This is a genomic window from Aquimarina longa SW024 (assembly GCF_001401755.1).
GTDB lineage: Bacteria > Bacteroidota > Bacteroidia > Flavobacteriales > Flavobacteriaceae > Aquimarina > Aquimarina longa.
Map to the genome: position 1 here is coordinate 641474 of NZ_KQ474099.1, position 14747 is coordinate 656220.

General features: G+C 33.1%; 12 protein-coding genes. 9 read left to right on the forward strand and 3 right to left on the reverse strand.

Translation table 11 applies throughout. The features are described from left to right. Nucleotides 1-242 precede the first annotated feature (242 nt). Complete coding sequence (locus tag N456_RS11700) at nucleotides 243-647, reverse strand: hypothetical protein (RefSeq protein ID WP_062057084.1); 405 nt, start codon at nucleotides 645-647, stop codon at nucleotides 243-245. A 1372-nt stretch (nucleotides 648-2019) separates the two neighbouring features. Here N456_RS11700 and N456_RS11705 point away from each other — a divergent pair. From N456_RS11705 to N456_RS11735, 7 genes are all read left to right on the forward strand, one after another. After that, nucleotides 2020-2481: a PAAR domain-containing protein gene (locus tag N456_RS11705; RefSeq protein ID WP_062057086.1), complete on the forward strand. Its 462-nt coding sequence runs from the start codon at nucleotides 2020-2022 to the stop codon at nucleotides 2479-2481. A 12-nt stretch (nucleotides 2482-2493) separates the two neighbouring features. Beyond that, a complete protein-coding gene (locus N456_RS11710) occupies nucleotides 2494-5475 on the forward strand; it encodes a TIGR02594 family protein (RefSeq protein ID WP_062057088.1) in 2982 nt (993 codons plus the stop codon). Continuing rightward, entirely contained in the window at nucleotides 5459-5950 is a 492-nt protein-coding gene (locus tag N456_RS11715) for a hypothetical protein (RefSeq protein WP_062057090.1), read from the forward strand. The genes N456_RS11710 and N456_RS11715 overlap by 17 nt, the downstream gene beginning before the upstream one ends. A gap of 129 nt (nucleotides 5951-6079) precedes the next feature. After that, complete coding sequence (locus N456_RS11720; RefSeq protein WP_062057092.1) at nucleotides 6080-7408, forward strand: M23 family metallopeptidase; 1329 nt, start codon at nucleotides 6080-6082, stop codon at nucleotides 7406-7408. Nucleotides 7409-7425: 17 nt separating this feature from the next. Then, the gene (locus tag N456_RS11725; RefSeq protein ID WP_148639304.1) at nucleotides 7426-8046 is read left to right on the forward strand and encodes a hypothetical protein; all 621 of its coding nucleotides are present in this window, start codon (nucleotides 7426-7428) and stop codon (nucleotides 8044-8046) included. A 101-nt stretch (nucleotides 8047-8147) separates the two neighbouring features. After that, nucleotides 8148-9104: a DUF5675 family protein gene (locus N456_RS11730; RefSeq protein ID WP_148639305.1), complete on the forward strand. Its 957-nt coding sequence runs from the start codon at nucleotides 8148-8150 to the stop codon at nucleotides 9102-9104. Beyond that, entirely contained in the window at nucleotides 9094-9831 is a 738-nt protein-coding gene (locus N456_RS11735; RefSeq protein ID WP_062057098.1) for a hypothetical protein, read from the forward strand. Before N456_RS11730 ends, N456_RS11735 begins: the two co-directional genes overlap by 11 nt. Before the next feature lie 258 nt (nucleotides 9832-10089). Here the strand turns inward: N456_RS11735 and N456_RS11740 are convergent, their stop codons facing one another. Continuing rightward, entirely contained in the window at nucleotides 10090-12681 is a 2592-nt protein-coding gene (locus N456_RS11740; RefSeq protein WP_062057100.1) for a fibronectin type III domain-containing protein, read from the reverse strand. A 347-nt stretch (nucleotides 12682-13028) separates the two neighbouring features. Between N456_RS11740 and N456_RS11745 the strand changes: the two genes are divergently transcribed. Then, on the forward strand, nucleotides 13029-13565 hold the full coding sequence (locus N456_RS11745; RefSeq protein ID WP_062057102.1) for a hypothetical protein: 537 nt from the start codon (nucleotides 13029-13031) through the stop codon (nucleotides 13563-13565). Nucleotides 13566-13571: 6 nt separating this feature from the next. Then, on the forward strand, nucleotides 13572-14066 hold the full coding sequence (locus N456_RS11750) for a nuclear transport factor 2 family protein (protein WP_062057104.1): 495 nt from the start codon (nucleotides 13572-13574) through the stop codon (nucleotides 14064-14066). On the opposite strand, the gene N456_RS11755 is transcribed toward N456_RS11750, so the two are convergent. Further along, a complete protein-coding gene (locus N456_RS11755) occupies nucleotides 14063-14716 on the reverse strand; it encodes an HAD family hydrolase (RefSeq protein WP_062057105.1) in 654 nt (217 codons plus the stop codon). The two genes, N456_RS11750 and N456_RS11755, sit on opposite strands and share 4 nt — an antisense overlap. Between the last annotated feature and the right edge of the window lie 31 nt (nucleotides 14717-14747).

The window sequence follows — 14747 nt, forward strand, 5'->3', positions numbered from 1 at the left end:
ATTTTAGTATTATTTCTACTACAATCTACGTTATAATAGAGTTAATAAATTATGCTATCAGTAATCTGATATGCTATAACTCATTATTAGTACATCATTTAAATCGTTAGTTCTTACAATGTAAGAAACAATCTACCCAAGCCAAGGGCGTAAAATATGCATCCAAAAAGATGTTCTAATTTCGAAACAAGCCTAAGATAAGAGAATTAAAATTAATAATCTATCGATTAAACACACACGTTCTATGTTTTCTTAGCTTGCTCTATTTTACTATTATACTCCTTCTGAAGATTTGATCTCTTAATCTGATAACTTCGTCTATCAATAGTTTTCCAATAATAATCTCTGTTTAAAGTCTTTAATTTCTCTTTAAACTCCTTTACTATAGATCTACATTTTACTTCTTCAGGATCAAAGTTATAATCAAGCTTTGACAGAATCACAAGACCCCAAAAGGGGGTTATAAATGTAACTAAAACCCAAAATAAAGCATTTCTATTCATTTCTCTTGAGTTTATAAAAGCATAACCTGCTGGAATAACCCTAATTAACAAACTAAATAGCAATACCACATTAAAAACTACACCTTTGGGCAAGTACCAAGTTCCGTTTGTATATAATATATTCCAAACCAGTAAGTAGTACATTAAGAATAAAGCTCCAAGGCCTATTAAATCTTCCCTATTTTTTATATACTTTTTAATTTTTCAAGATTTTATTAATTTATCATTGAGCTCTATTTTAGCCACATACGCCCAATTAGACACCTATCCACTATTATGTAGTTACAAATATATAATTTTAATATCTCTTAAATTATGTGTGGTTACTATCCCTAATTGAAGTATTTACAACCAGTATAGGTATGCTATAGAGATATTACAAGACTACTCCAAAATACTTTAGGAATATTTATAACTACCTCTCTAAGGCATCTAACCCCTATATACTAGGATTTAATTATTAATTTGTAAACTTTTATATCAATACCTTATATCTACACTCTAATGATAAGGGAGGTACACCATCTCGATACCGGCTCCGAGCCAGTCAGAGGTAGTTAGAGCTGATAAATTGCCGCTTCGAAGTGATCAATTATCAAATCGAGCTGATCAGTTGACCCTTTTTTTTGATAAGTTAATGCCTCGAGCTCATCTCCTCACCCTTTTTTTTGATCCTATAAGGGCTGCTGACCCTAAAGAAGGTGGTTCGAACTACCTTTGTATCACTTCGAACTACCTCAGCAACCCTTCGAACTATCTCAATACCCCTTCGAAGTACCTCAATACCCCTTCGAAGTACCTCAGTGACCCTTCGAACCCTTCTTAGCAACCTTCGAACCCTCATAAACACTGGGTAGTATAGAAACTCTTCAGTAAAGTGTGTCACCAAGTATAAACATTTAACTTTGTGATATTATGGAAGAAAAAAAGAATGGGAGTGTTCATTAAAATATAATTTAGATCATTTTTGTTGTATTATTTTATACCGGGTAGTGTTCAGATAGTTCTGAATACAATTTTAATCCTGTTATTATGCGAAACATCTACCTGTAAATCATATCAAAGAATAAACCACTATAGATTTAAAATCCATTCTTATAACGAGTATTATCGATTCTGCATCAGGTGCGGAAAGACAAACCTGTAAAAATGTGTATCGCAACTAAAGTAACTGTAATAAAATTGAAGGATTTTAACCTTTAACTAAATACGTAGCTTTTAATATCATAAAAGAGAAACAAAATTTTAAAAAAAAGGGTCTTTTTCCCCTCATTAATGTATTGTTCCCTTGCTTATATAGCATTACTTTTGGGAATAATATATCGAATACACTAAATATACTAGTATACCAACAAAAAAACACATTCGATAAAAACTCATTAAACCGATACAACATGTCATTACAAACCACTACTACTGTTTACCTATCAATAGCTAAAGTAGCCCCCTACCTTAGTAACCTCACTACCACACCACAGCACATCACTACACAAGTAACTGCAAAAATCAACTAACTATGCCAGGACCAGCAACCACAGTAGGCAGTATGCACCTATGTCCCATGTGTACAGGTACCGTACCCCATGTAGGAGGCCCCGTAATAGGCCCAGGAGTACCCACCGTATTAATCGGCAATAAACCCGCCGCCATTATAGGAGATCTATGTACCTGCGTAGGACCACCAGATACTATTGTTACAGGAGTATCCTCTGTACTAATCGGTGGTAAACCTGCCAGTACCCTAGGCGATACCACAGCACACGGCGGTAGTATTACAGAAGGCAACCCTACCGTACTAATCGGTACAGGATGTAGCCAACCAAGAGCAGTGATGCCCATTGCAGAAATACCGTTCCCCACCATCTCTATTGTTAATAGAATACTCGGCAATACCAGAGAAGCACAAGCCAATCAACAAGAGTTACGAGAACAGGCAAAAAAACATGGATATCTTAGTTTAGTAGATTTTAGTATATAAAGAAAAGTAACTATGAAAATTGACTATCCTATACTCCCATCAGACCATATTGACTCAGATGAGTTTACAAAAGAAGAGTTAATCGCTAAGTATTATGGGCATAAAAATCGTTTTGGATTTTTTCCTATAGGTAGACTAAACTCTTGGCATGGTGGTATTCATATAGAAGGATCTAGTACCGTAAGAGCCATTGCTGATGGTAGGATTATTGCTTATCGAATACCCAAAGATTATCTCACAGAAAAAGATACAGACAGACAATATACCAACAGTTTTATCCTGATACAACACCATTTTGAAACCCCAAAAAAACAAAAAATACGCTTTTATAGCCTGTATATGCACCTGTTACCAAAAAAACAAATGGAACAAACGGGTAATGTTCCTGATTTATATGCACAATATAGTATCAATGTAAAAACAGACAAAGTCCCACTGGGAACTATAGTGAGAAGGTATAGTCCAAAAGTAAAAGATACTTATCCAGATAATGGACGAACAGCAGAATACATGTTCATACCCAGAGGAAGTGTAATAAAAGAAGAAAAAAATGTGCCTGATACACATTGGACTAAAACTGTCGAAAAATACAAAAAGGTATATAAAGTATGTGTTTACAAAACAAAAAAAATATGCATAAATAAAAATTACCTGATTAATAAAGGCGATAACAACTGGATGGTAAAGCATACCGCTAAAGAAAAAGATCGTTTTACTACTTCGACTACAAAAGGAGCCATGATATTTGATAGTATCGAAGGTACATATATTGGGATGGAATGCAAGGATACCGAGCTAAAAATAGAACAAACAAAAAATAAAAACTGGTATAAAATCAAAAAGACAGAACAATACATTCTGGTAAAAGACTGCACTCCTCTAAGCAAAAAAACAAAAGACGATGTCGTATTTGATACGACACAAAATGTAGATACATCTATCAAAGCAGGGCAAGTTATCGGTATCCCTGGCAAATATGAGTTCGAAAAACAAAAATATTACAACACCCTGCATTTAGAGGTATTTACAGATGATACAGAAATAGAAAACCTGATCAATAATGTAAAAAAAGACAATAGCCGTACAACTTATATCGCAACAAGCGGTCAAACACTACAATTGGCAAAACCCTGCAATTTTTTAAAAGCCAATACCAAAGTAAAAATTTACCAGACTAAGGGTGATTATACACAAATCGGATTTGAAGACGTTTTTTATGAAATAGCCAATAAAACAACCCACCTTCACTGGACCAAAAAAAGATCAATATATGTTAACGGAAAGAAAAAAACGAAATCAACCTATACCATTATAAAAGAACATTTTGATACTGTTAATAACGAACTCGAAAACCTTTTGCCAAATGAAAACACTAAAGTATATCTAAAAAAACAACTTGCAGGTAGCAAAAGAATAATTGGGTATGGCACTGTACAATCAGGTCAAAAATATTGGGTACCTTCTAGTGAAGTCACAGGAGAAATTGAGCAATGGGTATCTCTAACCGCAGATATAACCACGTTTTATGAAAAAGAACCCGCCGACACCGATACCGACACTACACTTACTCAGGATATTGGTATACGTAAAACTGCCAATATCAAAGACAACGATGCTATAGAATGGTGGAAAGTAAAAGGTAAAAAAACACATACAGACAAACAAGGGTGGATCAAAAAAAGTGAGCTTACCGAAATAAACCCTTTTGACTGGACTAGCGAGCATTTTGGATGGGAGCTATTGCAAGACCCAGACAACATATATTTTTATCAATTTGGAAATACCGTAACAAGCAAAAACCCAAAAGATTTGGTAAAAAAAGTATGGCAAAAATTAACTACCTTTGATACAGATAGAGACAAAGTACTCTCTGTATACGAACTACAAAAAGCCATGACCTCACAATCTGCTATATACAATCTAAGCAAGCTAATTTGTCAGCATGCCAGTGAGTGGAATACTGCCAGCAATATGGCTGATTTTAAAGACGAAGTACTTGCAATTTACCAAAAAGGTATCGATCAAGAAGAAGTAACCGCAGAGAAACAGGCAATGACAGAAGCCCGTGATGCCAAAATAGTCTTACTAGAAGATAAGATCAAAAATCTATGCTTTTGGGATCAAATCACAAGTGGTGATATTATAGCAATGCCACAACGTAGAGAAGCCTATATAGATAGTAAATACAACCCAAAAAAGAGAATATTCCCTAAAGGAACAAGTGCAAAAGAGATCCTATTAGGTAAAGAATTTGACGAATTAGAAAAAGAACGAATCCCAAGACAGTTTCCTAGCGATAGTAACAATATTTATCACCTACATCCGATTGCTTTCGTGGAACATATGAAATTGATATCTGCACCAACTACACCCCCGTGGTTAGAGGTAGCACTGGCAGAGGCTAAAAAGGCTAATTATATAGAAGAAAAACACAGCCCTCTAAGCAGTATGATCAAGTCATATCATACCTATGCTAATTATCCACAAGGAACTCATTCTACAGCATGGTGTTCTTCATTTGTAAATTGGTGCTTAAATGAGTCAGGAAATAAAAATATTAAGTCAGCAGGTTCTCAAAGTGTATTATGGAATGAAGGCAAGTTATTTAAACGTATTGAAGAACCCGAATTTGGTTGTATTGTACTATTTACAAACTATGTACAAAGTAATGGTAAGCAAACATCTTTTGGTCATGTAAGCTTTTTGTATGGAAAGGATAAGAAAGGAGATTTGATCTGTTTAGGAGGTAATCAGGGTAATAGAATTAAGTATTCTAGATATTATACTGATAAAGTCTGTAGTACTTTTAAACAATTCATCAAATCTGAAGGAAAATCAGTAATGGTAGAGCAGAAGTTTAATGGTTTCTTTTTACCGATAGGTTATCCTGCAGGAAATAATACAGAATTAAAAGAAGTGGACATAACCAGATTAAATAACGAACTGGCTGGCAAAGCCGTAAAATCAGATAACAAAAATGAAAGTACTCGTTAGATTATTATACTTATTATTTTTTCTTTTTACTTTAACATCTTGTAAAAAAGGGATAAATAAACCACCTATTGATTTAGTTGAAGTAGAAAAAACTCAAAAAGAAGTTTCTAAACTAGATTCTAAATCAGAGCAAAAATATAATTTTTCAAATTTCCTTGATGATTTTAAAAAGGCGGTAAAAAATAAAGATGATGAGTTCATTGAATCTAACATTAAGTTACCTTTAGAATATACAATGACAGGAGAATCAGAAATTATTAAAACTTACAATGATTTTAAAAAAAGCATATCCATAGAATACATTTTAGAAAGCGAACCTTATAACAAAACAGATAATGATTCATACGATGTAACATATAGTAGGTCTACAGATATTGGAAATGGAGTTGAAGCTTATTATGGTATAACTTTTTTATTTAGAAAAGAAGATAATAAGTTTTATTTATTTAAAATTGATGAAGTTGAAGCAATATAAGTATCTAGCTCTGCAAAGTTAGCAACTTGGTAGCGGTATGAGGTAAGCGGTAACAAATATAAGGTTAAGCCACGGCAATGTTTTGTTGTGGATTTTTGAAATTTTGCATTGCAAAATTTCAAAAAACAGATGTTTAAGAACAATAACTATCGAGACAAAGTACTCTCTGTATACGAACTACAAAAAGCCATGACCTCACAATCTGCTATATACAATCTAAGCAAACTAATTTGTCAGCATGCCAGTGAGTGGAATACTGCCAGCAATATGGCTGATTTTAAAAACGAAGTACTTGCGATTTACCAAAAAGGTATCGATCAAGAAGAAGTAACCGCAGAGAAACAGGCAATGACAGAAGCTCGTGATGCCAAAATAGCCTTGCTAGAAGATAAGATCAAAAAATTATGCTTTTGGGATCAAATTACCAGTAGCGATATAGTACCTATGCCACAGCGTAGAGAAGCCTATATAGACAGTAAGTACAACCCAACACATAGGATATTCCCCAAAGGAACAAGTGCAAAAGAGATCCTATTAAGCAAAGAGTTTGACGAATTAGAAAAAGAACGAATCCCAAGGCAGTTCCCTCAGGATAGTAACAATATTTATCACTTACATCCTATTGCTTTTGTAGAACATATGAAACTCATTACCGCGCCTAGATATGAACCTGATCATGGGGATTGGTATGACCCTATCGTGAATCCACAGGTTAGAGGACATTATCCGGGAGGACATTTAGGTATACATAGTGAACATAAAGGATGGGACACAGATCGTAGTAGGGCAATTAAACGAAGAAAAACAAGCTCTGGAAGCACTAGAATGCATCACGGTTTAGATATTTATGCACCTATTGGCACACCTATTTATGCTTGTCAGGATACTACTTACATTGGGAGGCATACTTTTCAAACGAAAGCGGGAGGTTTTAATCTTAATTTCCAAGTTAAATTTAAGGAGAAGAAGTATATAATTGGGTATTGTCATATGATTCATTTTGAAGAAACTGAATTTTGTTTAGGAGGTTCAGCAAAAGAAGGGGATTATTATCCAAGAGAATACCATACTTATGAATCATGTTTAAATACTAGAACCATCCATTTTAAAGATAAAAATGGTAAGAATGTAAGTGGTAAGGGGTATAAGGTAACCTATAACCCTACAGCTAATACCCTGACTATTGATAAAATGGTCGTGGATTTAGATATTGCTAAAAAAACCTTTAAAAAAGGGACATCTACATTATTTAAAAAAGGTGATGTTGTCGGTTATGTTGGCATGACGGGTAATGCCGTACAACACCGAAATACAGCACACCTCCATTTGTTTATGTATGATATAGCTGAAGGCAAAGAAAAAGAACCTATGAAATTATTGAAAGACTATATCAATAATGAAGAAGAAGGCGATACGATGAGTAAACAAGATGGGTATACCCCAAGTTCAGAATGGTAGTTAAAAATTTACAGCTTATGAAAAATACGTTTTTAAATATTGTATTGATAATTTTATTAATTGCCTGTAAGAATACCCCTGACACAACCGTTTCTAAGGTTGTAACACCCAAGGAAAAAAGCACACCTGTTAATCATCAACAGACAAAGGATACTGCTAAACAAAAAACAGCTATTGAGAAAACCTTTGACAATAAATTGTCTCAACTTGAGGAATTTAAAAAATATTCAGATGTCGGTTGGCATACTATTATAGATCAGACTAATGAAAAAGAACTTAATAATAAATATTCGAATTTTGCTTTACATACTCTAGAAACTATTGAGAAAATTAGAGAAGGGGTTAGTAGGCGTAAAGGAGTAAAATACATAGTAATGGTAAATGGGAATAAAATAGTCAACTATACAGAAATAGATTATACTAATATTCCTAAAGGTTCACAGTACTATATTGATGGTATCCAATACAAGGGTAAAATAGATAAGGAGTTAGTAGCTTTTGCTAAATCATGGGATGAAGACGAAGAAGAGATCATTACAGAGATTTATAAAGTTTATAGAGCAGACAAGGAAACTGGTAAGATATTAGAAATTCCTACAGATGGTGTTACGATTATAGCAGATTATTGGAGACCTTAAAGTTTTATTCCCCAGCTGCAAAGTCTCCCGACTTAGCGTCCCATCGTAAAGTTTGTAACTTGGTAGCGATCTGAGTAAGCGATAACGATATAAGAAAAGCCATGACCTCACAATCCGCTATATACAATCTAAGCAAGCTAATTTGTTTGCATGCCAGTGAGTGGGATACTGCCAACAATATGGCTGATTTTAAAGACGAAGTACTTGCAATTTACCAAAAAGGTATCGATCAGGAAGAAGTAGCAGAAGAAAAGCAGGCAATGACAGAAGCCCGTGATGCCAAAATAGTCTTACTAGAAGATAAGATCAAAAATCTATGCTTTTGGGATCAAATCACAAGTGGTGATATTATAGCAATGCCACAACGTAGAGAAGCCTATATAGATAGTAAATACAACCCAAAAAAGAGAATATTCCCTAAAGGAACAAGTGCAGAAGAAATACTATTAGGCAATGAGTTCGACGAATTAGAGAAAGAACGAATCCCAAGACAGTTTCCTAGCGATAGTAACAATATTTATCATCTACACCCTATTGCTTTTGTAGAGCATATGAAACTGATTTGTGGAAATGAAGGAGTAATTGAAATTACGAGAAAATGGGAGCATTGGACTGGCAGCAATTATAATAGTACAACAATTAGTAGTTTTGAAGTAGGCGGAACTAAAATTAAGGGGTATATAGCAGAACCATATGGTGCTGAAACTATAAAAAGTGGTAAAGACAAAAGAATACCTGTTGGTACTTATAACCTTACATGGCATACTTCTGATAATTTTCCTAAGAATAAATATGTTAAAAAGGGAAGGCCCATTCTTGAAAATGGATTTCCAAAATTATATAATGATAAAGTATCTGAAGATAGAGGTATTTTAATTCATGTGGGTAATGATGGCGAAGATTCAGAAGGTTGTCTTTTGCCAGGTAAAGGGTTAAAGAAAAAAGATGAAAAAGTGGTAGGCATCAAAAGTAGTACTGATATGTTCTATGAATTAATCTCTTATATTGAGAAAAATGGTATCAACAATGTCAAAGTAATGATTAAAGATGAAATATAAAATCATAAGAATACTAGTTTTATTTACAACTTTATTTTCTACGTTCAATACTTTTTCTCAAGATTGCAGTGCAGAATTATGGTATAATACTTTTGTAAATAGATTAGGCACAGAATTAAAAGAATGCATTATATCAGAAGATGGAAAAAATGATTTTAGTGGTATATTGTTACAAGATAAAACTTTGTATATCGGTTATATAGGTAAATCTAAAAAAAGACTAAGAATAAACTTTAATTCTATTAAAAAAGATAAGTCTGTAGATGACAAATATAATGTTATAGGAGAAACGACTGTTGGAGAAAACAAAAGAAGTTTTGAAGGCTATATTTTATTAGATAACATTTGTTGTTTTAAGGATTTTTCATACGGGGTAGATGACTGGATGGAAGGAAAAGTTAAAAATCAAGGTATAGTAAAAGGTAAATTTTACTTTTCTGAAAATTCTAAATATAGTGCGACAGGTTTTTTCGATGGAATACTGGTTTTAAAATGGTTTGTAGATAATAATGGCTTACTAAAATATGATGATATCGAAAGTGATAGAGACTCTTATGCAAATAACGAATTTTTAGGTACATGGACAAGCTATAAGACAGGTAAGTCATCCCCTGTAGCTTGGGGGCAATATCGTATACCTTGTGCTGGCGATCTAGATATAGGAGCAGCAGAATTTATGCCTAATGAAAAATATCATAAATATGGTTGGGCAGATTATAAACCGTAGCAGTATGAGTAAGCAATACAATATATAAGTAATCCACAGCAGTAATGTTGTGGTTTTTTGAAATTTTACAATGTAAAATTTCAAAAAACAGATGTTTAAGAATAATAACCATCGAGATAAAGTATGCTCTGCCCGAATAAAGGTAGCAACTCCAGAGTATAAACAAATTAAAAAACAGCTATAGTTAAACGAATAACTATAACTGTTTTCACATCCTTTAAACTTAATCTAAAAAATTATTTGTATTTCACGACTCACTTATTGTTTTATAAACCGAGTAATATGATGTGTTTCACCAGAAGTAACTTTTAAGATATACGTCCCTTTTGGTAAATGATCTACCTCTATTGAAGAGGTAAAAGAATCACTAGCTACTGTTTTTCCTAATATGTTTATAATACTATATGTTGCTGCCTGAGAGGGGCTAAAAGAAATATTTAGAACGTTATCACGTACTGGATTAGGGTATACACTAATTTTTTCTGATGGTCCCACCAAATCAGACTTACCAGATTGCGCATCACCACAAGAGATAATAAATGTCCATCTTGTTTCATTTTTCTCCCATAAACCACCTCTGTATACTACTCGATCTCCTGAGTTATAACGAACTCTTGATGCCCACTCATCAACTCCGGTACATGAATTACTATTACATTTTCCAAGGTTTTTCCACCCACTTGCTGTTCTTTCATACGCACTATTTTTATAAACTACTCGATCTCCAATTGCATAACGTATTCCTGATGCCCATTCTTGTAATCCATCGCAAATATTTGATGGCCTCTCTTCCTTGGTCACAACAGATACTATAGTACTAAAACCAGAAATATTCCCCGCCGCATCTTTGGCCTGTACTTTAAACTCATATTTAGTATTAGCAGTTAATCCTGCTACATCATATGATGTACCACTAACACTAGTAATTAAAACATCATCTTGATAAACATCATACCCTGTTACACCAATGTTATCTGTAGAAGCGTTCCACGATAGAGACAAAGAGGTTTCCTGAACATTCGAAACTACCAAATTACTAGGAACACTTGGTGCCTCAGTATCTTTGGACTCTAATGTAGTTACAGATACTATAGTACTAAAACCAGAAACATTCTCCGCCGCATCTTTAGCCTGTACCTTAAACTCATACTTAGTATTAGCAGTTAATCCGGTTACCCCATATGATGTACCACTAACACTAGTAATCAATACATCACCTTGGTAAACATCATACCCTGTTACACCAACGTTATCTGTAGAAGCGTTCCACGATAGAGATAAAGAAGTTTCCTGAACATTAGAGGCTACTAAATTACTAGGAACACTCGGTGCTTCAGTATCCGTAACATTTTCTTTAGGGTATTTACCTGAAATCGAAAATAATCCTAAAGAAGAGTAATCAGAATATCCTGTAGATAGATTTCCTTCCCCTACTCCATCTATTTCGATATAATAGGTTCCTCTCTGTAGATTCGTATTGATAGATGCTTTTAATCCTTGCGGATCTGAAGATGTAATTTCATCTCCATTACTATTTAATAATCTTGCTTTTATATTTAAGTTTGGGTGGTATGGATTAGGGTCAAAAGAAAAACTCACTTCTCCTCCCGAAGTTCGAAAAGAGAATACATCTTTATCAGAAGTTTTTTCTATAATCCCCTCATTATCTGATTTAGGTACATTACCATTACCATCAGATACTAATTCTGTAGCACCGCTTATTGTATTACTATGATCATCTTTTCTATAACCAAAACCATTTCTAGAATTAGAAATGATAGCTAAATCATTCTGAGTATTATTGGCATTATTATATTCTCCTTTACTCCAATGTCCTAATGTTTTATTAGCACTCCACCCCATTATTGGACTCCACTGCCCATGACCAGAATAATATTCTGTTCCAGACTTTGTGCCATCATGCTTTAAACCGAGGGTATGACCTACCTCATGAGATCCTGTTTCTCCTGCAGATCTTGTTCCTAAGTTATATACCCAGCATGGATCATCAGAGTTCCAACTAAAAGAATTTAGATATGCTACTCCTCCTGCTCCTGGAGCAGCATCATTTGTTGGTGTAAATATCGCCATCATTCTTCTATTTTTTGGAGTCGCATCAAATACATCTCTTCTGGTAGTAACATTTATATTAAAAGGATTAAAGTCATCAACCATAATTCTCCATACTGCAAGAATTTTTTCATCACTAAAGCCTGCTGGTTGTGCATTAATTGTTTTACCACCAGCCCATCGAGTACCAGAAACTACCTCTCCATCAAAATCAAGATAAATCACATGAGACGCTCCAGGAAGACTCTCTAATTGTACTTGCGCTTTCTGTACTGATCCTGAATCAGAATCATCATTAATTGCGCTTTTTTGTTGCTCAAAATCTACACATAATATACTATGGATATCTTGTTCACTAGCCAATACTTGTCCATTATTGTTAGATGAGATCTTATATGCTCTTTTCTGATCGTAAAATATAATCTCTCCAGATACTTTACCATCCTTTTCTATAAAACTAAAAACAGGTTCAGTAGTTTTACCTGCTTTAGCTGTCTTAGCTTTATTGCCCAAGACATTACCCGTCACAAAGTATCCTTGTTCATCGTTTTTCCTAAGATTAATCTTAAGGCTATATACCTGATTATCTGGAAGCTTAATATTAAGTCCTGTTGATTTACTATAAATTGAAGATTGTGAGAAGTTATTTACAGTTCCTATAACAACTTCTTTTTTCTCCTGAGCAAAAGAAGAAAAAGAGATAATCACTAAAAAAGCTGTACAAATTACTTTTTTTAAGATACTCGAAAATATATTTTTTCCTGAGTTTAAATTTTTCATACTATTGAGTTTGTGTTAATGTAATTTTAACCATTATAAAAGGTTAATTGTTTATAAAAATAAGTTGAGTATTTAAGGCTAAAAGTACTATCTCCTCTTTTCTAAATCAGGTCTATTTTAGAATTCATCGGCATCTAATTAGAATTCGTTATACTTCAGTAAATAAATGATTATTCAAAAAATAATAGACTTCATAGAAACCATAAAAATCATAACACATAAAAAGTTTTAAATGATTCTCATCATTTATCATAGCTTGTATACAGGTATGTTTATTTTTTGATTGTTATAGTATTATCATTTTGATATAAATATGCTATTTTTGAGTCTTTACTAAAAAACACAAAATGCGAATAGTTCTTTTTTTAGGAATCTTACTAATTTGTTTTAGTTGTCAAAAAAGCAATACTACTAATACAAATGAAAAAATACCTATTGCTAAACTTGATAGTCTTTCTAAAGAAAAAATTAAATTAGAACTCCTTAAACTTTCTCCAGAAGCTGCTAAAAGTCTTGAAAATTTTGAAGATTTTCAGAATATGAAAAATATGATTGCATCACTACGCAATGCAAATCCGTTTTATGTCAATAAACATGCAGATAGTATTGATTTATTGATTAATATATTCAAAGAGAACCTTGACAAAACATTAGATGTAAATACGATTAACTCTCGTATTAGCGTATTGTCTACAGAAACAGGTTTATTAAAACTGATTGCAAAAACAAAGAATCCTGATTCAAAAAAAATCATGACAGCTAATAGTAAACTAATCAAAGCATATAATAGCTTAATCATACAATTAAATGAACTATCGTTAGCAATACCAGATGCTATTGAAAAAGAACTTTTAAGAACTGAAGGAGATCCTAAAAAACAATAATGAGTTATGCTAAAACAGCTTTTATTTACACTACTATTAACATCTAGCTATTGTTTTTCGCAACAAAATAATGAAATTAATACAATCATAGAACAATGGCATAAAGCTGCTGCCGATGCTAATTACAAGAGCTATTTTAGCTTAATGACCAAAGATGCGATCTTTATTGGAACTGATCCTACAGAAAACTGGGATAATACTGAATTTAAAGCATTCTCTAAACCCTATTTTGATAAAGGAAAAGCGTGGAGTTTCTCTACTCTAGAAAGAAACATTTTTTTAGACAATACATCTAATCTAGCGTGGTTTGACGAATTACTAGATACACAAATGGGTGTTTGTCGCGGTAGTGGTGTACTACAAAAAACAGCTAACGGATGGAAAATAAAGCACTATGTGTTATCAATAACCATCCCCAACGAAAATGTAAAGCAAATTACCGAGATTAAAAGAAGTTTTGATACTAATTTGATAAAAAAATTAAGACCCGAAAAGAACTAGAACAATGAATTTTTAAATTCTAATAGGTTAGAAAAACAATTCTCTGCTCCATTTTCTAAAAGTAATGTTCTATTTTTATCACCTATACCTACAAAGTCGAGTGATAAGTTCTGAGCCGTTTTTAAATCCCAAAGACCATCACCTACTGATATGATTTTATCAAAATTTTTATGATCATAAAATTTTTTTGCCCTCTCTATAGCATCCTTTACAAAACCCTCTCTTGATTCATGTGTTTTTGAAGTTGCTAATACTTTCTCATCATACCATAGCGCACACTGATCTAGTTTAATCATCGCTGGTTTTGGTAATGCTCCTGTCGCAAAACAAAAAGGAATGCTCCGGTTTCTTAGTTCCTGAAGTAATGATGCAGCTCCTTCGATTTCTTTTACAGGATTAAATACACTCATTTGATGCACTAAATCAGTTTCAAAATCTTCTAATAACCTATCAGGAGGTGTTTCTTTAAAATTAAGTTCATAATTATATCGCAGTGCATAGCTGTCGCTATGGTGTTTATAATTATTATAATCTGTATCGATATCAGAAATACCCATAGCTGATAATGATCTTGTAACTGACATCAAATACATAGGTACACTATCAGTAAGCGTACCATCAATATCAAATATAAATAATGTGTTTTTCAAAAAAATAGCTTTTTTATAACGTTTTCACTTA

What these genes read in the sequence shown, in the direction of transcription:
- N456_RS11730 (WP_148639305.1), top strand. Translation starts at nt 8,148, where the DNA reads ATGACCTCACAATCCGCTATATACAATCTAAGCAAGCTAATTTGTTTG.
- N456_RS11720 (WP_062057092.1), top strand. Translation starts at nt 6,080, where the DNA reads ATGTTTAAGAACAATAACTATCGAGACAAAGTACTCTCTGTATACGAA.
- N456_RS11700 (WP_062057084.1), bottom strand. Translation starts at nt 647, where the DNA reads ATGTACTACTTACTGGTTTGGAATATATTATATACAAACGGAACTTGG.
- N456_RS11725 (WP_148639304.1), top strand. Translation starts at nt 7,426, where the DNA reads ATGAAAAATACGTTTTTAAATATTGTATTGATAATTTTATTAATTGCC.
- N456_RS11710 (WP_062057088.1), top strand. Translation starts at nt 2,494, where the DNA reads ATGAAAATTGACTATCCTATACTCCCATCAGACCATATTGACTCAGAT.
- N456_RS11740 (WP_062057100.1), bottom strand. Translation starts at nt 12,681, where the DNA reads ATGAAAAATTTAAACTCAGGAAAAAATATATTTTCGAGTATCTTAAAA.
- N456_RS11705 (WP_062057086.1), top strand. Translation starts at nt 2,020, where the DNA reads ATGCCAGGACCAGCAACCACAGTAGGCAGTATGCACCTATGTCCCATG.
- N456_RS11715 (WP_062057090.1), top strand. Translation starts at nt 5,459, where the DNA reads ATGAAAGTACTCGTTAGATTATTATACTTATTATTTTTTCTTTTTACT.
- N456_RS11750 (WP_062057104.1), top strand. Translation starts at nt 13,572, where the DNA reads ATGCTAAAACAGCTTTTATTTACACTACTATTAACATCTAGCTATTGT.
- N456_RS11735 (WP_062057098.1), top strand. Translation starts at nt 9,094, where the DNA reads ATGAAATATAAAATCATAAGAATACTAGTTTTATTTACAACTTTATTT.
- N456_RS11745 (WP_062057102.1), top strand. Translation starts at nt 13,029, where the DNA reads ATGCGAATAGTTCTTTTTTTAGGAATCTTACTAATTTGTTTTAGTTGT.